The organism is Acidimicrobiales bacterium (assembly GCA_035294085.1).
Taxonomy (GTDB): Bacteria; Actinomycetota; Acidimicrobiia; order Acidimicrobiales; family Bog-793; genus DATGLP01.
On record DATGLP010000022.1, the window covers coordinates 38492 to 59742 of the forward strand.

The window sequence follows — 21251 nt, forward strand, 5'->3', positions numbered from 1 at the left end:
CGCTCAGTACGACCGGGGCAGGCCGAGCGCGCGCTGGGCAAGGAAGGCGAGCACGAGGTTGTTGTTGACCGGGGCGATCTCGAGCAGCTTGGTCTCACGGTACTTCCTCTCGACGTCGTACTCGGTTGCGAAGCCGTTGCCGCCGAAGGCGAGCATCGCCGCGTTCGCCGCCTGCACCGAGGCCTGCGAGGCGAGCAGCTTCGCGGCGTTGGCCTCGATGCCGGCGGGCGCACCGGCATCGAAGAGCGTGGTCGCCTTGAAGCGCAGCAGGGACGCGGCCTCGAGCGCGGCGAAGGCCTGGGCGAGGGGGAAGGCGACGCCCTGGTTCGCACCGACGGGCCGGCCGAACACGACGCGGCGGGACGCGTACTCGCTCGCCCGCTCGACGAGGAAGCGGCCGTCCCCGATCGCCTCGGAGGCGATCAGGCAGCGCTCGGCGTTCCACCCGTCGATGATCAGCCGGAACCCCTGGCCCTCCGCGCCGATCAGGTTCTCGGCCGGTACCTCCAGGTCCGAGAGGAACACCTGGTAGGTGTGGTGGTTGAACATGACCGGGATGCGGTGCGTCTCGATCGTCCCCGCCCGGCGCGCCTCGCGCAGGTCGACGAGGAAGAGCGACAGCCCGTCCGTGCGCTGCTCGACGTCCTTGAGCGGCGTCGTGCGAGCGAGGAGCAGCATGAGGTCGGACTGGTCGACGCGCGAGATGAACACCTTCTGGCCGCTGATGACGTAGGTGTCGCCGCGGCGCTCGGCCCGGGTCGAGATGCGCGTCGTGTCGGAGCCGGCGTCGGGCTCGGTGACGCCGAACGCCTGGAGGCGCAGCCGGCCGGCGGCGATCTCGGGGAGGTACCGACGCTTCTGCTCCTCGCTGCCGTGCCGCAGGAGCGCGCCCATCGTGTACATCTGGGCGTGGCAGGCGTTGGCGTTGCCGCCGGAGCGGTGGATCTCCTCGAGGACGATCGCCGCTTCCGTGACGCCGAGGCCGCCGCCACCGTACTCGGTCGGGATGAGGATGGAGAGCCACCCGAGGCTCGTCAGGGTGTCGACGAACTCGCTCGGGTACTCCCGGCGTTCCTCGAGGTCCCGCCAGTACGAGCCGGGGAACTTCGAGCACAGCTCGCGGATGGCGTCGCGGATCGCGAGCTGGTCCTCGCTGAGGGCGAAGTCCATGGCTCAGGCGAAGTGGCCCGACCGGACGAGCGGCTCCGCCTGCCGGAGGAAGCTCGAGAGCTCCTCCCACTGGCGGTCCTCGGCCTCGGGGACGCACGCGACGATGCAGCGGGTGACGCCGGCCCGCTCGTGCCCGGCGAGCTTGGCGGGGAGCCCCCCGAGGTCGCGCCCGGCGTACATCGGGACGTCGTCCACCATCTCGTCGGGGATGGAGCGGCGCGCCGCCGTGAAGCCCTCCGTCAGGTGCAGCTGCTTCACCCGGTCCACGACCTCGCTCCACCCCATGCGCCGCAGGAGGTCGGAGTAGCCCCGCTGGAGGCAGTAGAAGGTGAGCACCTTCTTCAGCGCCCAGCGCGCCGCGCCGACGTCATCGCTCAGGCAGACCCGGATCTTCGACACCACCGCCAGCTGCGACGGATCGCGCCCTGCCTCGCGCGCCCCCTCGTGGAAGCTCTTCACGATCTCGGCGATCATGTCGCCGTTCGCCATGTTGATGATGATGCCGCCGCACAGCTTGCCGGCCAGGCGTGCCATCTGGGGCCCGAGGGCGGCCAGCCAGATCGGCAGCTCGTACTCGGGGGGCTCGAAGGCCAGCCGGAACCCGCCGCGCGTCGCGAACCGCTCGCCGACGTAGTCGGGGAGCTTCTGCCCCGAGTAGACGGCGCGCACGATGTCGACGTACTCGCGAGCGAGCCGCAGGGGCCGCTCGAAGCGCTCGCCGTGCCACCCGGCGATGACCTCGTTGCCGACCCCCAGCCCGAGGATCAGGCGACCGCGGCTCAGCTCGTTGAGCGTCGCCGCCTGGATCCCCATCGTGACGGGCGAGCGCCCGAACACGTGGTAGATGGCGGTGCCGAGCGCGAGGCGCTCGGTGCGCGCCGCCATCGCCGAGAGCATGACGAGCGGGTCGCGGCTGTTCGACTCCCCCTTCCACACGGCACCGAACCCGCGCCGCTCGGCCTCCTCCGCCGCGCGCACGCAGATGTCGATCGGCACCTGCGCCGCCGAGTTGAACTCGGTGTCGATGATCATCGGCGTCGTCCTCCTCGCTCCCGCCCGACCGGGCCAAGCGTGCCCCTCATGCCGTGTACCACCGCTTCGGGTCGAGCTCCTCGCGAACGACGCGGCACTGCTCGGCGGTGGGCGGATCGGTGCGCGCCGGGCCACCGGGCGGCAGGTGCACCGTAAGCGGCGTGTCGGCGAGGACCGCGTCGACGTCCTCGCCGGGGTGCACCGAGGCGAGGACCGGCCCCTGGTCGCCGATCTCGAGGACCGCCCGGTCCGTGACGACGGCGACCGTCCCGCGGCCCGCGAGGCCGACGTCGCCTCGGGCGCGCCCGTTGACCCGCCGTCCCGGGCTCGTCAGGAAGTCGAGCGCGGGCGCGAACTTGCGGGGATCGTGCCGCATCACGACGAGGACGCGCTCGGCCAGCGAGGCCACGTCGTTGCCCCCTCCCGACCCGTTGAAGCGCCGCGTCCGGCCCGCGCGGTCGTGCACGAGCGTCGTGTTGATCGAGCCGTCCCCGTCGACCTGCAGCGCGCCGAGCAGTCCGAGGGTCACGCGCCCGCCGTGCAGCATCGTCCCGAGGACGTCGAGGACGCCGCCGTAGGCGCTCGCCCCGCTCCACATGCGGGGATCGGCGATCCCGGCCGAGGGCTCGCGCGGGCAGGGCGCGAACACGCCGATCTCGAGGAGCATCCGCATCCCCGGGGCGTGCGTGCGCTGGGCGAGCTGCGCGGCGACCTGCGGCAGCCCGAGCCCCACGAGGACGACGTCGTCGCTCGTGATGAACGACGCCGCGGCGGCGGCGAGCATCTCGCCGGGCGTCCACTCGAGGCCGGCGGCCGTCGGCATCGCGCCGCGCCCGTCCATCACGCCCACCCGCCCACGACGCGCTTGTCGAGGTAGGCAGCGAACTCGTCGCCACCCTCCCGGCTCGCGGCGACGTGCTCGTCGAACCAGGCCGCGTCGAAGTCGTAGGCGCCGAACACGGCCGTCGGGCGAGCCCCGAAGGGCACCTCGGCGACGGCGGCGACCGTCACGCCGGGGATCGTGACCGCGCCCGGCTCGAGGGTCCCCGCCGCCACGACCCGCTCGGCGGTGACGATCACGCGCTCGGCGGCGAGCGCGGTCTCGCGGATCGACCACGCCGGACCGACGACGACGGCGTTGCCCTCCTCGTCGCACGCGTTGGCGTGCACGATCGCCACCTCGGGGCGAAGCGCCGGCAGGGCGACGCAGGGGCGCCCGGAGAACGGGTCCTCGATCGTCGCGGCCCCGCCCGCCGCGACGAGGGGGGGCAGCAGCTCGGATCCGAGGAGGGTCCGGCTCGGGACGAACGGGAGGCCGAGGCTCCCCGCGAACAGGCGCAGGGTGAGGCTCAAGGTCGAGTACTCGAGGGCATCCACGCTCCCCGTCGCGATGGCCCGGTTCACCGCGTGCAGCGGGCCGAAACGGTCGAGCGAGCCGCCCGAGTAGACGAGGCGCTCGACGCAGCCCGCGCCGACCAGGATGTCCGTCTCCATGCCGCCGACGACCTGCACGAGGCGCAGGCGGCGCGTCCCCTGGGCGACGATCGCGGCGACCGCGGCGATCGCGTTGCGATTGATGGCGAAGCCGCAGAGCGCGAGCTCGCACCCGTCCCCGACGAGGGCGACCGCCTCCTCGAGCCGGGCGACCTTGCTCACGGCGTCACTCCAGGCCGAGCAGCTTGGCCGGGTTGTCGCACAGGATCTTGCGCACGTCGGACGCGGGGATGCCGAAGCCGAGCAGCGCGCGCACGAACACCCGCATCCCGTCGATGGCGTCGAGGTGGAGCACCTGGCCGAAGTCGCTCCCCGCCACGCACCGGTCCGGCCCGATCCGACGGATGGTCTCCACGGTCTCCATCGGGTCCTGCACGGGCTGGTACAGCGAGGGGATCATCGGCTGGCAGTAGGTGCCGACGTAGGTGCCGAGCGCTGCGAGCTGCTCCATCTCGTCGATGAGAAGCTTGTTCAGCTCGAGCAGGGGGTGATCGAGGACGGTGCGGACGCCGAGCTCGCGCGCCAGGGTCGCGAGCGGCAGGAGCTCCTCGAAGTCCGTGTGTCCGAGCGCCACGGCGACGTTGGCGTCCGCCGCGAGCTGCAGCACCTCCCGCACCGCGGGGCGGACGGTGCCGTCGGGGTCGACGAGGCGCACGTACTCGTCCTCGCTCGGGTCGAGACCGGCGGAGCGTGCCCAGCCGTAGGACTTGAAGGTCGGGAACCAGATGCACCGGAAGTTCGGGTACTGCAGGCCGATGCGCACCGCCTCGGGGTTGACGCCGTGGTTGAGGCCGAGGCCGCCGTAGACCTCGACGCGGTGCTCCAGGCGCCCGTCGCGCACCATCTCGTCGATCTGGCGCTGGACGAGGTACGCCGCGTTCGCCGTGAGGTTCCAGTGGTCCTTGAAGGCGATGGCGCGCATCCTCGCCTTCGACGCTTCGACGGCGATCTGCACCATGTCCTGCGAGCGCGGGACGAAGTCGGGGAAGGCGTGGATGTGGTGGTCGATCGCCCCGACGAGCACGTCGTCCTCGACGCCGGGCCGGATCTCGCGCAGCTGCGGGTTGTCCTTCAGCATCTCGTAGAAGTACGTGCGCGAGTTCAGCTGGCGCACCCGTTCGACGCTCAGCGTCCGGCCGACCATCCCCGGCCGGTAGAGCTCGTGCTCATCGCACACGGCGCCTCCTTCGCGGGCGTTCACGGCTGGCGCCCCGCCGGTGGGCGCTCCTCACCGTCTCATTTTTTGGGATCACTAGCTCGACTATCGCTACAGCGAACTGTAACCCCTGCTCCGGTGCGGGACAACCCCGCGATCGCGCGCGCTCGCAGAAACACGAGGAGCGGTGCCGCCCGTGGACAGCGCAGGCCCGGCGTCGCGACCGGTCCCCGAGCCGGGCCAGCGGCGCGCCCGCGCCGCGAGAGGTGCGCCGCGCGCCCTCAGACGTCGTGCTCGACCACGCGCCTCGTCAGCTCGGTCGCGGCCTCGAGCGTCAGCGCGACGAGGCCGTCGACCTCGCCCTCGGCGACCCGGTACTCGGGCGCGACGACGCTGAGGCCGGCGACCACCTCGCCGCTGCGCCGGAAGATCGGGGCCGCCACGCCGAGCACGCCGGCGTCCACCTCGCCACGGGTGATCGCGTACCCGCGCGCCCTGATGCGCTCGAGGTCCTGGCGCAGCGACGCCTCGCTCGTCACCGTCGCGCCGGTGAAGTCCCGCAGCTGCGTCCGCTCGAGGAGGGCGGTGAGCTCCTCGCCCGCCAGCCAGGCGATGAGCACCTTCGCCGACGCGCCGGCGTGGACGGGCAGGACGCGGCCGCGCTCGTAGGACAGCCGGATCGGGTTCGGGCTGCGCACCTCCTCCACGCAGATGACGTGATCGCCGGTCCGGCGCGTGAGGACCGTCGTCTCACGGGTGGCCTCCGTCAGGCGCCGCATCACCGGCACGGCGACCGCGCCGAGGTCCCAGCTCGCGCGGGCGATCGCCGCGAGCTGCAGCACCCGGGGACCGAGGCGCAGGCCGCCCGAGGTCTCGTCGTCCTCCACCAGGCCCGCCGCCCGCAGGCTCTGGAGGTAGCGGTAGGTCGTGCTGCGCGACATCCCCAGGGCCTTCGCCGCCTCGCCCGCGGAGATCACCGGGTGCTGGTCGTCGAAGAGCGAGAGCAGGTCAATGGCGCGGGCCGCCGTGACGTTGCCGCGCGGCTCGGCCGTGTTCGGTCCGCGTGCGGGACGACCCATGGCTCTCAGGGGCGCGGCGCGCGGCCGAGCCCGCCTCCCGGTCCCGCGCTGGAGGCGCCGGGGACGACGCCGCGGCGCCGCTCGCCGCCCGGCCGCGCTCGGTCCCGGGGCTCCCCGGCGCGCGCCGGCGCGACGGGCCTCACCGGACGGTCAGGACGCGACATGCTCTCAGGCTAAGCGATCGGGCGAGGCCGACGGGCCATGTGCGCACCCGTTGGCTCGCCGCTCACGCTCCCGTCGCCGGCGGCCCAGCGGCCGGGCCCGCCCCGTCGCGGGGAGATGCCGGGTGGCGGCCCGGAGGCGGCGTCGAGCGGGGCCGGCGCTGGGGAGGCCGGCGCGGCGGGACGGGCGTCGGTGGGAGCTGGCGGCGGGGACCGGACCACGGGCTCGGCGGCGTGAGGAGGAGGTCGCCGAGGCGGTACGCAGCGTCCTCGTAGTTGACGCGCCAGCCGACGAAGTCCGGCCACGCCGCCTCGGCTCCGCGCTCGAGCGGGAAGCCAGCCGACTCGAGCATGGCGACGGCCGCGGCGAACTCCTCGAAGGCGAGGCGGATCGGCCCCTCGGGGCTCGGATCGGGGTCGATCGGCACGGCGAGCATCGTGCCGATGCGGCGAAGCGCCGTGAAGCCCATCCGCAGGCACAGGCGCGCCGTCGAGGGCGCCCCGGCCGGTGCGAGCGCGAGCTGCATCGCCGCGGCGTCGAGCACGGCGAGCAGCCCGCCGAGCCAGGAGTACCAGGGCTCGGGCGAACGGAAGAAGCAGAGCACGGGGTAGGTCGTGTGCGTCTCGGCGACCTCCGCCGCCCACGCCTCCCAGGAGGCGTAGAGCTCGGCGAGCGTGTCGGTGATCCCGACGAGCTCGTGGCGGACCAGGAGCTCGGGCCCCCACGCGGGGAGTCCCGCCCGGCTCTCGAGCAGCGAGACGAGCGTCTCGCGTCGGTTGAAGGCCGAGTAGAGCGTCGGCAGGTAGGCGATCTGGAGGGCGACGATGACGGCCCAGCTGGCGCCGGCGGCGACGTCCGGGGCGAGGTCGCGCGGCCCGGCCGCGTGCAGGGTGCCGGCGGTGAAGAGCGCGGCCGCCGCCTGCGCGACGCCCGCGCCGAGGCTGTGCACGTGCGGCGTGATGACGAGCCCGAACCCGAGGACGAAGCCCCCCGCCCAGACGGCGATCCCCGCGGCCACCGCCGTCGGGGCGCCGAGCGCGAGGAGGCCGTCCTTCGCCTCGTAGGTGCGAGCGAGGCGGGCGAGGCCGCAGAAGGCGGCGTGCACGCCGCGGGCCACGGCGAGGGGGACGAGCTCGAAGCCGGCCGGGGTCCGCGCCAGCACGAGCGTGAAGAGCACGCCCGAGGCGGAGAGGACGACGACGAGCACGCCCGACGCGAGCAGGAGGGCGCTCACTGCTCGCCCTCAGCACCCGCCGGCGGCGCGCGCGTACAGCTCGATGACCTCGAAGGTGGCGTAGGTCCCGGCCGGCGAGCGGTAGGCGGCGTCGTAGCGGCGCATCGCCTCGCCGAGGCGCCGTCCGGCGCGGCGGGGCTCGTGGGCGTAGGCGGCGCCTGTCGCGCGCAGCGCCGCGAGGAAGGCGCGGGCGCTCTCGTAGTCGCGGCGCACGAGGCGCCGGCGCGCCTCGACGTCGGCGAGGCCGGCCTCGACGAGCCAGGCGGCCCAGCGGCGTGCCGGGTGGAGCACGAGCGAGGGCCCGCCGTGCCCGCCGCGCTCGCGCGGGGTGCCGAGCGCGGCGAGGAGCTCGACGAAGGTGGCCGGTCCCAAGGTGGCGTGCGCCATCGCCCCGCCCGGGGCAAGCAGCCCGGCCAGCCGGCGCAGGCTGGCCGCGGGCGCGGCGAACCACTGGATCGTCGCGTTCGAGACGACGAGGTCGAAGCGCTCGGCGCTCTCGAGCGCCTCGGCGTCGGCGAGGCGGACCTCGACGCGGGGCCGCCCGGCCAGCCGGGCCCGTGCGGCCTCGACCATCGGCCGAGCGATGTCGACGGCGAGCAGACGGGCGGAGGGGTAGGCGACGGCGAGGCGCTCGGTGAGGCGGCCCGTCCCGCACCCGAGCTCGAGGATCGACGACGGCGCGAGGGCGAGGCGCGCGAGCGCGGCGACGAGCCGGTCCGCCATCTCGTCCTGGACGAGCGCGTTCGCCTCGTAGGTGCCCGCGTGCCGGCCGAAGCGCGCCGCGACGCGGCGCTTGTCGAGGACGTGGGCCGTCACCGCGCGAGCACCTCGCCGAGCCAGGCGCGAAACGCCTCCGGTGCCGAGATCGGCGGCGCGTGGCCCACCTGCGGCAGCTCCACGAGGCTGGCCTGTGCGAGCCCGCCCACGAGGACGCGCGCCGCGCGCGCGGGGACGATCCGGTCCGCCGCGCCGACGAGCACGTCGACGGGCACCGCGATCGCCGCCGGGTCGATCTCGAAGGACGCGAAATACTCGAGCCCTGCGAGGAGGGCCTCGAGCGGGGCGGGCGGCGCAGCGGCCGGCGCGCCGAGCACGGCGTCGAGCCCGCCCCGCCGCTCCGCCGCCGAGAGCATCTGCCGTCGGAAGGCGCGCAGCGCGCCCTCGCGGTCGCGGCGCAGGCGCGCGCCGAGCGCGTCGAGGGCCTCCGGGGCGACGCCGGGCTCGCCCGGCCCGTCGGCGACGAAGCGGCGCGTCGGGGCGACGAGGTGGAGCCGGCGCACGAGCGCGGGCGCGGCAGCTGCCACCTCCAGGGCGACGAGCGCGCCGAGCGACCAGCCGACGACGCGGGCCGGGGCACCGCAGCCCTCGAGGAGGCGCCGAGCGGCGGCCGCGTGGTCGGCCGCGGCCCGGCACGACGCGAACTCGCAGGCCAGGTGGCGGTAACCGGGGAGGGCCGCGATCGCCTCGGCGAACACGCCGGGGCCGAACGACCACCCCGGCAGCCAGCAGACCGGCTCGTCAGCGATCGCTCGCGGCCTCTGACTCGGCGAGACAGGAACCGAGCGCGTCGAGCGCCCGCTCCACGTCCTCGGCGCGGTGGGCGGCACTGAGGGACAGGCGGAGGCGTGCCGTGCCCGGCGGGACGGTCGGCGGGCGGATCGCCACGGCGAGGACGCCGCGCGCCTCGGCCAGCGCGGACAGCTCGCTCGCCCGAGCCGCCGAGCCGACGAGGAGCGGGACGATCTGGCTCGCCGAGCGCCCCACGTCCGCGCCGAGCCGCGCGAGCCCCTCGCGCAGGCGGGCGGCCTGCTCGAGGAGGCGGGCGCGGGCCGCGTCAGCCGCCTCGAGCAGCGGGAGCGCGGCGGCGACGGCGCCGACGACCGCCGGCGGGAGCGCCGTCGTGAACAGGAAGGGCCGAGCCGTGCTCGCCACGTGGTCGACGAGGCGTCGCGAGCCGGCGATGTAGGCCCCGTAGGCGCCGTAGGCCTTGGAGAAGGTCCCGAGATGGCACTCGACGGCCTGCCCGAGACCGGCCGCGGCGGCCACCCCCGCCCCCCGCGGCCCGAACACGCCCTCCGCGTGCGCCTCGTCGAGGTAGAGCACGGCGCCGTAGCGCTCCTTCAGCTCGACGATCTCGGCGAGCGGCGCGACGTCGCCGTCCATCGAGAAGACGCTCTCGGTGACGACGAGGACGCGGCGCGCCCCGCGGGAGCGGGCGAGGTCGAGCTTGGCCTCGAGGTCGGCGAGGTCGCCGTGGCGGTAGCGGTACAGGGTGGCGCGCGACAGTCGGCACCCGTCGAGGATGCTCGCGTGGTTGCGCCGGTCGCAGACCACGGCGTCGCCGCGCCCGACGAGCGCGCCGATCACCCCGAGGTTGGCGAGGTAGCCGCTCGAGAGCACGAGGGCGGCCTGCGCCTGGCGGTGGGCAGCGAGGCGCTCCTCGAGCTCGGCGACGGCGCGGCTCGTCCCCGTGACGAGGCGCGACGCCCCCGCGCCGGCAGCGCCGGCGGCGGCCTCGGCCGCCGCCTCGCGCACCGCCGGGTGGCCGGCGAGGCCGAGGTAGTCGTTCGAGGAGAGGTCGAGGAGGCGACGGCCGTCCGCCGTCAGGATGTGCCCGGCGCGCCGCTCGAGGGGGCGCAGGCGCCGCTCGAGCCCGGCGTCGCGGCGCCGGCGGGCCTGCGCCTCGAGATCGGCCTCGAGGTGGCCCGCTAGCGCGCGCACGCCTCGATCTCGAAGCCGAGGTCCTCGATCATCCGGTAGTCGGCCTCGGGCGGCTGGCCGGCGGTCGTGAGGTAGTCGCCGACGAAGAGCGCGTTCGCCGCGAAGAGCGCGAGCGGCTGCAGGCTGGCGAGGTTCACCTCCCGCCCGCCGGCGACACGGATCTCCTTCGTCGGGCAGACGAAGCGCATCAGCGCGAGGACCTTGAGGCACCGTCGCGGGTCGGGCCCGGGCATGCCGCCGAAGGGGGTCCCGTCGATCGCGTGGAGGAAGTTCACGGGGATCGAGTCCGCGTCGAGCGCCCGCAGCGCGAAGGCGAGGTCCACGAGCTGCTCGTCGGTCTCGCCGAGGCCGGCGATGAGCCCCGAGCACGGGGAGATGCCCGCCGCCTTCACCGCTTCGAGCGTGGCGAGGCGGTCCGCGTAGGTGTGCGTCGTCGTCACCTGCGCGAAGTGGTCCGACGAGGTGTTGAGGTTGTGGTTGTAGCGGTCGACGCCGGCCTCGGCCAAGAGCGCGGCGTCGGCCTCCGAGAGCAGGCCGAGGCACGCGCACACCTTGAGCGGCAGCTCGGCCTTGATGGCGCGCACCGCCTCGGCGACCGCCCGCAGCTCGCGCGGGTTCGGACGGCGCCCGCTCGCGACGATGCAGTAGGTGCCGGCCCGCCTCGCCGCGGCCTCGCGCGCCCCGGCGAGGAGCACCTCCCGATCGAGGAGCCGGTAGCGCTCGACCGGGGCGGTCGAGACGGCCGACTGCGAGCAGTAGCCGCAGTCCTCGGGGCACAGGCCGCTCTTCGCGTTGACGAGCATGTTGAGCTTCACCCGGCGCCCGAAGTGCGCCCGGCGGACGCGGAAGGCGGCCTGGAGGAGGGCGAGGAGCTCGTCGTCGTCGCAGGCGAGGACGGCGAGCGCCTCCCCCCTCGTCGGCGCCTCGCCGGCGAGGACCTTGTCGGCAAGCTGCTCGAAGCGGCCCGCGGGCACGGGCTCAGGCACGGAGCTCCTCCTTCCGAGCTGGCGCCACCGCCGCGAGGAGCGGCGCGAGGTCGACGTGGCGCTCGAGGTGGTCCGCGAGCGCGTCAGGGGACGCGGGGCCGACGAGCGGCGGGAGGTGCCCGAGGACGCGCACGGCGGCGAGCTCCTCGATGAGCCCGGGGTTCCCCGCGCTCGACGCGTCGGCCGCGCCGTTCAGCACCACGCCCGCGACCCGCAGCCCCCGCGCCGCGGCGAGCGCGCAGGTCAGCGCGACGTGGTTCACCGTCCCGAGGCCGGCCCGGGCGACGACGACGAGCGGCAGGCCGCAGGCGGCGGCGAGGTCGGCGATCGTCGCGCCCGGCGCCACGGGGACGAGGAGGCCGCCCGCCCCCTCGACGACGAGGGCGTCGTGGCGGGCGGCGAGCGCCTCGAGCGCGCCGAGCGTCGCGTCGAGGTCGGCCTCTCGGCCCTCGAGGCGGGCCGCGACGAGGGGGGCGAGGGGGGCCCGGAAGGCGTTCGGTGCGATCGCCTCGAGCGGGTCGGCCACCCCGGCCGCCCGGGCGAGCGCCGCCGCGTCGCCGGCCGGGTCGGTGGCGAGCGCCCCGCTCTGGAAGGGCTTCGCGACGCCGACGTCGACGCCACGGCGCAGCAGCGCTCGGACGAGCGCCGAGGCGACGAAGGTCTTGCCGACCTCGGTGTCCGTCCCGGTGACGAACAGGCCCCTCACCGTCCCGTCACCTCGGCGACCGCCTGCGTGACGACGGCCGCCATCTCGTCGAGCTCGGCGTCGCTCGCCACGAGGGGGGGCATGAGCACGACGACGTCGCCGAGGGGGCGCGTCAGCAGCCCGAGCTCGCGAGCCCGGCGGCACACGGCCCAGCCGACGCGCTCCTTCGGGTCGTAGCGGGCCTTCGAGTCGCGCTCGGCGACGAGCTCGATGCCGACCATGAGGCCGCGACGGCGCACCTCCCCGACGTGCTCGAGCTCGGCGAGGCCGCCGAGCGCGGCCCCGAGGCGCTCGCCGGCCTCGGCCGCCCGCCGGACGAGGTCCTCGCGCTCGAACAGGTCGAGGCTCGCGAGCGCGGCCGCGCAGCCGAGCTGGTTGCCCGTGAACGAGTGGCCGTGGTAGAGGGCCTTCAGCTCCGCCGGCTCCCCCCAGAACGCGTCGTAGAGGGCGTCGGAGGTGAGCGTCGCGGCGACCGGGAGGTAGCCGCCGGTGAGCCCCTTGCCCACCGCCATCAGGTCGGGCGCCACCTGCTCGTGCTCGCAGGCGAACAGCCTCCCGGTGCGCCCGAAGCCGGTCGCCACCTCGTCGGCGAAGAGGAGGACCTCGTAGCGCCGGGCGAGGTCGGCGAGGGCCGCCAGGAAGCCCGGCGGCATCGCGATCATCCCCCCGGCGCCCTGCATCACCGGCTCGACGACGATGCAGGCGGTCTCGTCGGCCTGCCGGTCGAGCAGCTCCTCGAGGCGCCCGAGGCAGTAGGCGACGCACTCCTGCTCGCTGCCGGGGAAGCGGTAGGGGTAGGGGTAGGGGACGCGGTCGGCAGGGAAGAGGAGCGGTCCGAACTCCGCGTGGTACAGCTCGATGCCCGAGACGCTCATCGCGCCGATCGTGTCCCCGTGGTAGCCGTTCTCGAAGCACACGAAGCGACGCTTGCCCGGCCGGCCGACCCGCCGCCAGTAGGCGAAGGCGATCTTCAGGCCGACCTCCACCGCGGCGGCACCCGAGTCGGAGAAGAAGACCTTCCGGAGCGAGCTCGGCGTGAGGGCGACGAGCCGCTCGGCGAGCTCGATCGCCGGCACGCTGCCCATCCCGAGCAGCGTCGAGTGCGCCACCTTCGCGAGCTGGGCGGCGATCGCCTCGTTCAGCTCCCGCCGGGCATGCCCGTGGACGTTCAGCCACAGCGACGCGTTGCCGTCGAGGTAGGCGGTCCCGTTCACGTCGACGAGGCGGCAGCCCTCGCCCCGCTCGACGATCACCGGCTCGTCGGCCAGGTAGTCCTTCATCTGCGTGAAGGGGTTCCACAGGTAGCGCCGGTTCTTCTCGAGGAGCTCCTCGTAGCGGCGAGGCGGTGCCATCGGGGCCATTATCGGCGCGCTCGCAGCGCCCGGGCCTCAGCGGCGCACCCGCGTGGCGAGGGCGAGGCCCTCGAGCAGCCACGGGGCGAGCGGCTCGCCGAAGCGCCCGGCGGCGAGGTCGTCGACGTGCACCCAGGCGGTCGACGCCACCTCCGCTGGGTCGGGCGACAGGTCGCCGTCGAAGGCGCCGACGAAGACGTGGTCGTGCTCGTGCTCGACGAGGCCGCTCGCCGGGCAGGTCGCCCGGTAGGTGAAGGCGCCCGCCGGCTCGAGGGTCGCCTCGACCCCGAGCTCCTCGCGCACGCGTCGGGACGCCGAGGCGAGGACGTCCTCGCCTGGCCCGGGGTGCGAGCAGCAGGCGTTCGCCCAGTGCAGCGGGAAGTGGTACTTCGCCGCCGCGCGCTGCTGGAGGAGCGTGCGCCCCGAGCCGTCGAGCAGGAACACCGAGAAGGCGCGGTGCAGGCGGCCCGGCGGCTCGTGCGCGGCGAGCTTGCCCGCCACTCCGAGCTCCCGGTCGCGCTCGTCGACGAGCACGACGACCTGTCGAGTTGAGCTGGCCACGCGATCTCCGCCGAGCGTCCTCGCCCGGCTCGGCGGCGGGCCGACCGGGTCGGCCAGAATGCTACCGGCCCTGCCGGGCGCTTCGCGGCGCCGGCGGAGGCGAGGGGCAGGCTCGGACGGGGAGGATCGTCGCATGGAGTACCGCCGGCTCGGTCGGTCCGGGATCAAGGTGAGCGTGCTGTCGTTCGGCTCGTGGGTGACCTTCGGGGGCGGGCGCGACCGATCGGTCTCGGAGGCGTGCCTCAAGGCCGCCTACGAGGCAGGCGTCAACTTCTTCGACAACGCCGAGGTCTACGCCGGGGGTGAGGCCGAGGTCGTGATGGGCGAGGCCATCCGACGCCTCGGCTGGCCCCGGCACAGCTACCTCGTCTCGACGAAGCTCTTCTGGGGCCTGCACGACTGCGTGAACATGCGGCGGACCTTGAACCGCAAGTACCTCCTCCAGGCGATCGACGGCTCGCTCCAGCGCCTCGGCCTCGACTTCGTCGACCTGGTCTTCTGCCACCGCCCCGACCCCGAGACGCCCGTCGGCGAGACGGTGTGGGCGATGCACGACATCGTGAGCTCCGGGAAGGCCCTCTACTGGGGCACCTCGGAGTGGTCGGCGGACGAGATCCGCGCCGCCCACGCCTTCGCCGAGCGCCACCACCTGCACCCGCCGGTCGTCGAGCAGCCTCAGTACAACCTGCTCTTCCGTCGGCGCGTCGAGCACGAGTACGCCCGCCTCTACGAGGACGTCGGCCTCGGTCTGACGACCTACAGCCCGCTCGCCTCCGGCGTGCTCACCGGCAAGTACCTCGCCGGCGCGCCGCAGGGCGCGCGCCTCACGCTCCCGGAGTACCAGTGGCTCAGCGCCAACCTGAGCGAGGAGCGCACTCGCACGGTCGCTGCGCTCCAGCAGGTCGCCGACGAGCTCGGGGTCAGCCTCGCACGCCTGTCGATCGCCTGGTGCGCGCGCAACCCGCACGTGTCGACCGTGATCACCGGCGCGAGCAGCCTCGAGCAGCTCGAGGAGAACCTCGGCGCGCTCGAGGTGCTCGAGCGCCTCGACGACTCGGTGCTCGCTCGCCTCGACGAGCTGACCGCGCCGCGCTGAGGGCGCCCAGCCCCGAGCCGGGGTGCCCCGGCGGCCGTCACCCACGGTGGCCGCGGTGACACGCTGAGTGGTGGACCCGCCCGGCCACGTCGGGTACTGTCGCCGAGATGCCCGAGCGTCCGAGGTCGTTCGCGACGGCCAGGGCGGCCGAGGGGGCGAACTCGTCGGACCCTGGCCACGGCCCCGAGCCGGTCGACGGCCGCCTCGGCGAGTTCCTCAGCGAGGCGGTGTGCGTCGTCGGCGCCGACGGCCGCATCCGCGCCGCCCTCGGCGCGCCCGGCGTGCTCGGCACGGGGAACCCGATCGGCACGGCGCTCGTCGACCACCTCCACCCCGACGACCGCCCCGCCGAGCCCGAACGGGCGCTCGAGGCCCTCTCGCGCGCGCCGGACGGGCAGGCGTGCGGACCGATCCGGCTGCGCCACGCCGGTGGCGGCTACCGCAGCTACGACGTCGCCGTCGTGGACCGTCGCGACGACCCGGCGCTCGCCGGCTTCGTCGTGCGGCTGCGCCAGGTCCTCCCCGCCGCCGAGCGCGAGCCGCGGCGCCTCGAGCTCGACCTCGACGCGCTGGCCGACGCGCTGCCGGTCCCGGTGCTCTTCTTCGACGAGGTCGGGCGGGCCTCCTTCGCCAACGCGGCGGCGCGCAAGCTCCTCGGCGACCACCTCGAGGCGGCGACGCGCGGCGGGCTCCTCGCGCTGTGCCCGCCCGACGAGCGCGGCGAGGTCCGTGCCGCGCTCGAGGCGCTCGAGGCGGCACCGGGAGATGCCACGCTCACGATGCACCTCGACCCGCACGGCGCCTCGCCGGCCGCCCCGCTCCTCGAGGTCCACCTCTCGGCGCGCGCCAGGGCGACGGGCACGCCCTCCCTCGTCGCCGCGCTCGAGGACGTCACCGACCGGCACCACACCGAGCACGAGCTGCGGCGCCAGGCGTCCTCCGACCCGCTCACCGGGCTGCTCAATCGGCGCGGCGCCGAGGCGGTGCTGCGGGAGCGGATCCGGCGCGGCGCCGAGCACGTTGCCCTCGTCTACCTCGACCTCGACCGCTTCAAGGTCGTGAACGACACCTACGGCCACGACGCGGGCGACGCCGTGCTCGTCGAGGCGGCCCGGACGCTCCGGGCGGGCACGCGGGCCGAGGACGCGGTGGCGCGCTTCGGCGGGGACGAGTTCCTCGTCATCGTCGACCAGGACGAGGCGCGCGACCTCGACGCGCTGGCCAGGCGCCTCGAGGCGGCGATCGGCGCCGCCGTCGGCTACGGCGTCAGCGCGAGCGCCGGCGTGGCCCGCGGCCGGCGGGGCGACTCCCCCCGCTCGCTCGTCCGGCGCGCCGACCGGGCGATGTACGCCGAGAAGCGGCGCCGAGGGATCGCCACGGTCGGCGGCGACCTCCTCGCCCGGGCGACGCGCCCCTGAGCGCTGGTCGCTCCGTTGCTCGTGTGGCGCAGGTTCACACAGCGTTCACACCGAGGACACCGCCGGGAAATCGCCAGCTGACAGGCTCGACGCGTGCCGCACGGGCACGCGAGCCGGCGCTGCGGCGCGGGGTCGAGCGAGACGAGCGGGAGTGGCTGCGTGAGCTACCAGGCCGAGTACATCTGGATCGACGGGACCGAGCCGACGGCGATGCTGCGGTGCAAGACGAAGATCATCGCCGACGGCAGGGAGCCGGGCATCTGGGGCTTCGACGGGTCGAGCACGAACCAGGCGCCGGGCTCGAACTCCGACTGCGTCCTGCAGCCGGTCCTCGTCACGCCCGACCCGATCCGCAAGGGCGACAACGTCCTCGTGCTGTGCGAGGTCCTCCTCACCGACTTCAGCCCGCACCCCTCGAACACGCGCGCGGCGTGCGTGGCGGTGGCCGAGCGCTACGCCGACCAGGAGCCGCTCTTCGGCATCGAGCAGGAGTACACCCTGTTCCGCAACGCCCGGCCGCTCGGCTGGCCCGAGGTCGGCTACCCCGCCCCGCAGGGGCCCTACTACTGCGGCGTCGGCGGCGACCGCATCGTCGGGCGCGAGATCGTCGAGCGCCACACGCAGGCGTGCATCGACGCCGGCTTGGCCATCGAGGGGACGAACGCCGAGGTCATGAAGGGCCAGTGGGAGTACCAGATCGGCATCCTGCCGCCGCCGCAGATCGGCGACCACCTCTGGCTCGCCCGCTGGCTGCTCGAGCGCATCGCCGAGGACTACGGCGTGAGCGTCAGCCTCGACGCGAAGCCGGTGCACGGCGACTGGAACGGGGCCGGCGCCCACACGAACTTCTCGACGAAGGCGATGCGCGAGAGCTACGACGCCATCATCGCCGGCTGCGAGGCGCTCGCGAAGCGCGTCGACGAGCACATCGAGAACTACGGCCACGGGATCCGAGACCGCCTCACCGGCGCCCACGAGACGGCCCCCTGGCACACCTTCTCCTACGGGACCTCCGACCGCGGCGCCTCGGTGCGCATCCCCTGGTCGGTGGAGAAGGCGAAGAAGGGCTGGCTCGAGGACCGGCGCCCGAACGCGAACGCCGACCCCTACGTCGTCGCCCGCCTGATGATCGAGACGATCTGCGGCGCGGCGGCGGGCGGCGACTGAGCGGACGGCGAAGGCCCGGTCCCAGGCCCCCCCGGTAGGCTCGCCGGGGTGGCGCTACCCGAGCACCCGGGGCAGGCGGCGACGCCCGCCTGGGCACCGAGGACGAGGCAGGTCCGCCGTCCTCAGGCGGCGGCGGGCTCGCACTCGGCTGGAGGCGCCGGCGCCCGCTTCGCACGCCTCGACGGCCCCGCCGGCCCGCTCTTCGTCGCCTTCGGCGACCTCGGTGTCCGCCTCGTCGAGCCGGTCGCGCTCGTCGGCGACGACCCGGGGCGCTTCGCGGCGCGCTGGCGGGAGCGCTTCGGCGAGGCGGTGCACGAGGCCGCCCCGCCGCCCGGGCTCGAGCCGGCGCTCGCCGGCCGCGGCGAGGTCCCGCTCGACCTCGGCGGGATGGGCGACTTCGATCGTGCCGTGCTCGCCGTCGTCGCCGAGATCCCCCGTGGCGAGGTGCGCCCCTACGCCTGGGTGGCGGCCGAGATCGGGCGGCCGGGCGCCGTGCGCGCCGTCGGCTCGGCGCTGGCGCGCAACCCCGTGCCGATCCTCGTCCCCTGCCACCGGGTGATCCGCAGCGACGGCGCGATCGGCAACTACGCCTACGGAGCGCCGATGAAGGCGGCGCTCCTCTCGGCCGAGGGCGTCGACCTCGCGGCCCTCGAGGCGCTCCGGCGCGCCGGGGTCCGGCTCGTCGTGTCCCGCTCGGGGCGCGCCGTCTGCCTGCCGTCGTGCCGGCGCGCCCGGCAGGACACGCCGGGGCGGCACGGCGGCTTCGCCCGACTGGCCGACGCGCTCGCCGCCGGCTACCGCCCCTGCCCCGCCTGCCGGCCCACCCGCTGAGCCGGCGCGCCCGGCCGGTTGCGCTCCTCGCCCGCCTCGCCGGCGCGCAGCGCCACGGCGAGGCCCGAGAGCAGCGCCGCGAGGCCGAGCCCGCTCGCCAGCAGGCCGGCGACGATCGAGACCGGCGCGTAGCGCCACACGACGCGGTAGCGGCCGGGCCCGAGGCGCACCGCCTGGACGAGGCCGAGCCGCTCGACGGTGAGGACGCGCGTCGGACCGCCGCCCACCGGCGTGACCCGCGCGGTCCAGCCTGCCGAGTAGGTCTCGCTGCGAACGAGGAGCGCCGGTCGGGGCACGTCGACGAGCATCGTCTCGGCGGCCGTGGCGCGCTCGAGCCGCACGGAGATCCGACCCGCCCGCAGCGGCGGGGCGGCGGGGTCGCGCGCGCCGGGCGCGGCGAGCCAGGCGAGCCCGCGGGCCCCGCCGTTGCGGAAGAAGCTGAGGCCGTCGAGCGACGCGACGAGGCGCCAGCGGCTCGGCGCGAGCGCCCCCTGGAGCGGGCCGTCGAGGACGAGCCGCTCGTCCTCGCCGGGGTCGTGGGCGACGACGACGACGCTCTCGACCACGGCTGGCCGAGACGACCGGTTGGCGACGACGATCTCGTCGGCGCGCCGCGGGCTCGCGAGCACGAGCTCGGCCGCCCGGCTGCGGACGGGGACAGGGCGTGCGGCGAGGAGGGCACCGGCGCGCCCGACGCCGATCTCGAGCGTCCGTGGCGCCGCCGGACCCGCGAGCGCGACCGTGGCTCGCACGACGTCGTGCACCTGCCCGAGAGCGAAGGCCTGGCGCGCGCCTGGCGCGAGCCGCCACGGCCCGCTGCGACGCAACGTCGCGGCGGCGCCCGTTCCGAAGGCGGTCCCCGGACGCGGGACGGGCGCGTGCGGCGGGATCGCCTCGGCGAGGTAGCCCGGCAGGGTGACGAGCGTCCGCAGGTCGAGCACGTCGGCGCTCGTCGAGGCGAGGACCGACGGGGCGATGGACTGGAAGGCGTGCGTGCTCGTGACGTCCTCGTAGCGGCCCTGCACGATCGAGCCGTACCCCTGCACGCTCGGGATCCCCCGCAGGATGTTGAGGTCGGTGACCCCGAGCTCGTCGAGCGCGTCGGGCTGTCCGGGGGGGGCGGTGACGGCGGGGTTGTAGACGGCGAAGCGCCCGTCGCGCCCGGTGAGGCGGGCGAGCAGCCTGCTCGCCGGCGTCGCGCCGGCGAGCAGGCGCGACGAGACCGGGCCGTAGCCGAGGTTGGCCATGAACACCGCCACGTCGGCGAGCACGGCGAAGCAGGCGAGCGCGCGCCGGGCGCGCCGGGGCAGGCGCGCGCCGAGCGCGAGCAGGCCGGCCGCTCCCGCGATGGCGAGGACCGCTGCGAGGTACGGGACGAGGCGCCCGACGATCGCACCCGTCAGCGTCCCTGCCGGCAGGTGCCAGAGGCGGTCGGCGCCCGCCGGATCGGCGAGCGCGAGGGACACGGCGGCGACGCAGCAGGCGACCGGCGCGGCCGCGAGCAGCCGCCACGGCGCGAGCGGCCGATCGCGACCCCCGCGCCCGGCGACGAGGTCGTCCACGAGGAAGCCGAGGAGGACGGCGAGGCACAGGTCGAACAGGGCGGCGTTGCGGTTCTGCAGCCGCTCCCCGCCGAAGAGCGGGACGGCGGCGAGGAGGTGGCCGAGCGGCGTCGTCCCGCCGAGCGTGAGGAGGACGCCGAGTGCGCCGATCGCGTACCAGGTGCCGAGCCGGCGTCGGCGGGACCGCTCGCGACGCGCGCCGGGGACGGCTGGGCGCCCGAGGGTGCGCAGCACGACCGTCGCCGGTCCGGCGAGGAGGTCGGGCAGGTAGGCGGCGGCCGCCGAGAGGGCGAGGAGGCCCGAGCCGATCGTCACCTCCGGCAGGTTGTAGGTCCCGAAGTACGTGGGGGTGCCGAGGACCCCGCTGCCGCCGAGGAGGAACGGCAGGAGCACGAGGCGCGCCACCTCGTGCGCGCTGAGCGAGCCGGCCGCGTAGAACGCGTAGTTCGCCACGCCGCGCTGCGAGCCGTGCACGAACACGACGCCCGGGACCCACTGCGCCGCCGAGAGGGCGAGCCCGCCGACGCCGCCGACGAGGGCGTCGACGACGAGCCGCCACGCCGCTCGCCCGCCGCGCGCCAGCGCGGCGAGGAGGTAGACGGCGACGGCCACCGCGGCCGTCGAGACGGCGCGGGGGTCCCCCGCCAGCACGGTGAGGGCGACGGCCGCGGCCAGCAGGACGACGAGGCCGGCACGCCGTCGGCGGCCGAGCGAGGTGCGCAGCTCCTCGAGGGCGAGGAGCGTCCAGGGCAGGAAGCTCGTGCCCTGGACGAGCCCGAGGTGCACGAGCTGGCCGCTCATGAAACCGGTCCAGGTGAAGGTGGTCGCGGCGAGGGTCGCGGCGAGCGCGCCGCAGCCGAGGCGACGCGAGAGCGCGTAGGACCCGAGCGAGGCGACGACGCCGACCGACGCGAGGTTCAGCGTCCACGCCGCCACCGCCGGCAGGAACGCGAAGAGCCAGGTGCCCGGGTAGAGCGCGCCGGCGTTCCACCCGGCGAGCAGCGGCGTCCCGCTCCAGAGGAACGAGTCCCACGCCGGCAGGTGCCCGGAGCGCAGCACCTCGCCCGCGAGGACGCGCAGCGGGAAGTTCTGGATCAGGTTGTCGCCGGCGAGCAGGGGGTAGCCGGCGAGGGAGGGGGGGACGGTGACGAGGAGCGCGAACGCGACGAGCAGGCTCGCCGCGCGCGCGTCGGCCGGCGACCAGCGCCGGAGCGCACCGCTCGGGCGCGGCGGCGCCGGCTGGGTCCGCGACACCGGGGCAATCTAGCGACGCGCACCGGGGTGACCTGGTCGTTCCCGACGTCCCTTAACAGATCCCTCGCGAGGTGCGAACATTGACGAGGGACACTCCACGCAGCGCTGAGATCGCTCGCGCACGCACGTAGGAGGACGACGGCTTCATGCGGATCCTGGTACTCGGTGGCGACGGCTACCTCGGCTGGCCGACGGCGCTGCACCTGTCGGCGCGCGGCCACGAGGTCGGCGTGCTCGACTCGATGGTGCGCCGCCACTACGACGACGAGA

General features: G+C 75.3%; 19 protein-coding genes. 4 read left to right on the top strand and 15 right to left on the bottom strand.

The window, feature by feature from the left end:
• Positions 1-3 precede the first annotated feature (3 nt).
• The 14 genes from VKV23_07460 to idi all read right to left on the bottom strand — a co-directional run bounded on the left by VKV23_07460 (position 4) and on the right by idi (position 13653).
• Positions 4-1170: an acyl-CoA dehydrogenase family protein gene (locus tag VKV23_07460; protein ID HLI15871.1), complete on the bottom strand. Its 1167-nt coding sequence runs from the start codon at positions 1168-1170 to the stop codon at positions 4-6.
• A 3-nt stretch (positions 1171-1173) separates the two neighbouring features.
• Positions 1174-2202: an LLM class flavin-dependent oxidoreductase gene (locus tag VKV23_07465; GenBank protein HLI15872.1), complete on the bottom strand. Its 1029-nt coding sequence runs from the start codon at positions 2200-2202 to the stop codon at positions 1174-1176.
• Between the two features lie 46 nt (positions 2203-2248).
• Positions 2249-3043 (bottom strand): CoA-transferase, encoded by a 795-nt coding sequence (locus VKV23_07470; protein HLI15873.1) that lies wholly within the window; start codon positions 3041-3043, stop codon positions 2249-2251.
• Positions 3043-3858, bottom strand: coding sequence for a CoA-transferase (locus VKV23_07475; protein HLI15874.1), 816 nt, complete (start codon positions 3856-3858; stop codon positions 3043-3045). The genes VKV23_07470 and VKV23_07475 overlap by 1 nt, the downstream gene beginning before the upstream one ends.
• Positions 3859-3862: 4 nt before the next feature.
• Positions 3863-4873 carry a DUF6282 family protein gene (locus tag VKV23_07480; GenBank protein ID HLI15875.1) on the bottom strand — a complete coding sequence of 337 codons (1011 nt, stop codon included), beginning with the start codon at positions 4871-4873 and terminating at the stop codon, positions 3863-3865.
• 260 nt (positions 4874-5133) lie between these two features.
• Entirely contained in the window at positions 5134-5931 is a 798-nt protein-coding gene (locus VKV23_07485) for an IclR family transcriptional regulator (protein ID HLI15876.1), read from the bottom strand.
• A 226-nt stretch (positions 5932-6157) separates the two neighbouring features.
• The gene (locus tag VKV23_07490) at positions 6158-7327 is read right to left on the bottom strand and encodes a hypothetical protein (GenBank protein ID HLI15877.1); all 1170 of its coding nucleotides are present in this window, start codon (positions 7325-7327) and stop codon (positions 6158-6160) included.
• Positions 7328-7336: 9 nt separating this feature from the next.
• Entirely contained in the window at positions 7337-8143 is an 807-nt protein-coding gene (locus VKV23_07495; protein HLI15878.1) for a methyltransferase domain-containing protein, read from the bottom strand.
• Entirely contained in the window at positions 8140-8934 is a 795-nt protein-coding gene (locus VKV23_07500) for an alpha/beta hydrolase (protein ID HLI15879.1), read from the bottom strand. The genes VKV23_07495 and VKV23_07500 overlap by 4 nt, the downstream gene beginning before the upstream one ends.
• Positions 8846-10048 carry an 8-amino-7-oxononanoate synthase gene (bioF, locus tag VKV23_07505; protein HLI15880.1) on the bottom strand — a complete coding sequence of 401 codons (1203 nt, stop codon included), beginning with the start codon at positions 10046-10048 and terminating at the stop codon, positions 8846-8848. The genes VKV23_07500 and bioF overlap by 89 nt, the downstream gene beginning before the upstream one ends.
• Positions 10036-11034 carry a biotin synthase BioB gene (gene bioB / locus VKV23_07510; GenBank protein ID HLI15881.1) on the bottom strand — a complete coding sequence of 333 codons (999 nt, stop codon included), beginning with the start codon at positions 11032-11034 and terminating at the stop codon, positions 10036-10038. Before bioB ends, bioF begins: the two co-directional genes overlap by 13 nt.
• Entirely contained in the window at positions 11027-11740 is a 714-nt protein-coding gene (gene bioD / locus VKV23_07515) for a dethiobiotin synthase (GenBank protein HLI15882.1), read from the bottom strand. Before bioD ends, bioB begins: the two co-directional genes overlap by 8 nt.
• A complete protein-coding gene (gene bioA, locus VKV23_07520) occupies positions 11737-13092 on the bottom strand; it encodes an adenosylmethionine--8-amino-7-oxononanoate transaminase (protein HLI15883.1) in 1356 nt (451 codons plus the stop codon). The genes bioD and bioA overlap by 4 nt, the downstream gene beginning before the upstream one ends.
• 36 nt (positions 13093-13128) lie before the next feature.
• A complete protein-coding gene (gene idi, locus VKV23_07525) occupies positions 13129-13653 on the bottom strand; it encodes an isopentenyl-diphosphate Delta-isomerase (protein HLI15884.1) in 525 nt (174 codons plus the stop codon).
• A gap of 133 nt (positions 13654-13786) precedes the next feature.
• Here idi and VKV23_07530 point away from each other — a divergent pair, with 133 nt between their 5' ends.
• The 4 genes from VKV23_07530 to VKV23_07545 all read left to right on the top strand — a co-directional run bounded on the left by VKV23_07530 (position 13787) and on the right by VKV23_07545 (position 18165).
• Positions 13787-14749: an aldo/keto reductase gene (locus VKV23_07530; GenBank protein ID HLI15885.1), complete on the top strand. Its 963-nt coding sequence runs from the start codon at positions 13787-13789 to the stop codon at positions 14747-14749.
• Positions 14750-14856: 107 nt separating this feature from the next.
• A complete protein-coding gene (locus tag VKV23_07535) occupies positions 14857-16167 on the top strand; it encodes a sensor domain-containing diguanylate cyclase (protein ID HLI15886.1) in 1311 nt (436 codons plus the stop codon).
• A gap of 159 nt (positions 16168-16326) precedes the next feature.
• Complete coding sequence (gene glnII, locus VKV23_07540; protein ID HLI15887.1) at positions 16327-17334, top strand: glutamine synthetase GlnII; 1008 nt, start codon at positions 16327-16329, stop codon at positions 17332-17334.
• Positions 17335-17382: 48 nt separating this feature from the next.
• Positions 17383-18165, top strand: coding sequence for an MGMT family protein (locus VKV23_07545; GenBank protein HLI15888.1), 783 nt, complete (start codon positions 17383-17385; stop codon positions 18163-18165).
• Here the strand turns inward: VKV23_07545 and VKV23_07550 are convergent.
• Positions 18129-20981, bottom strand: a complete 2853-nt coding sequence (locus VKV23_07550; protein ID HLI15889.1) for a hypothetical protein — start codon at positions 20979-20981, stop codon at positions 18129-18131. The genes VKV23_07545 and VKV23_07550 overlap by 37 nt on opposite strands.
• Positions 20982-21251 lie beyond the last annotated feature (270 nt).

Bases quoted from the DNA above. Each gene is read 5' to 3' on its own strand.
- VKV23_07460 (HLI15871.1), bottom strand. From the start codon at position 1,170: ATGGACTTCGCCCTCAGCGAGGACCAGCTCGCGATCCGCGACGCCATC.
- VKV23_07465 (HLI15872.1), bottom strand. From the start codon at position 2,202: ATGATCATCGACACCGAGTTCAACTCGGCGGCGCAGGTGCCGATCGAC.
- VKV23_07470 (HLI15873.1), bottom strand. From the start codon at position 3,043: ATGGACGGGCGCGGCGCGATGCCGACGGCCGCCGGCCTCGAGTGGACG.
- VKV23_07485 (HLI15876.1), bottom strand. From the start codon at position 5,931: ATGGGTCGTCCCGCACGCGGACCGAACACGGCCGAGCCGCGCGGCAAC.
- bioA (HLI15883.1), bottom strand. From the start codon at position 13,092: ATGGCACCGCCTCGCCGCTACGAGGAGCTCCTCGAGAAGAACCGGCGC.
- VKV23_07530 (HLI15885.1), top strand. From the start codon at position 13,787: ATGGAGTACCGCCGGCTCGGTCGGTCCGGGATCAAGGTGAGCGTGCTG.
- VKV23_07535 (HLI15886.1), top strand. From the start codon at position 14,857: ATGCCCGAGCGTCCGAGGTCGTTCGCGACGGCCAGGGCGGCCGAGGGG.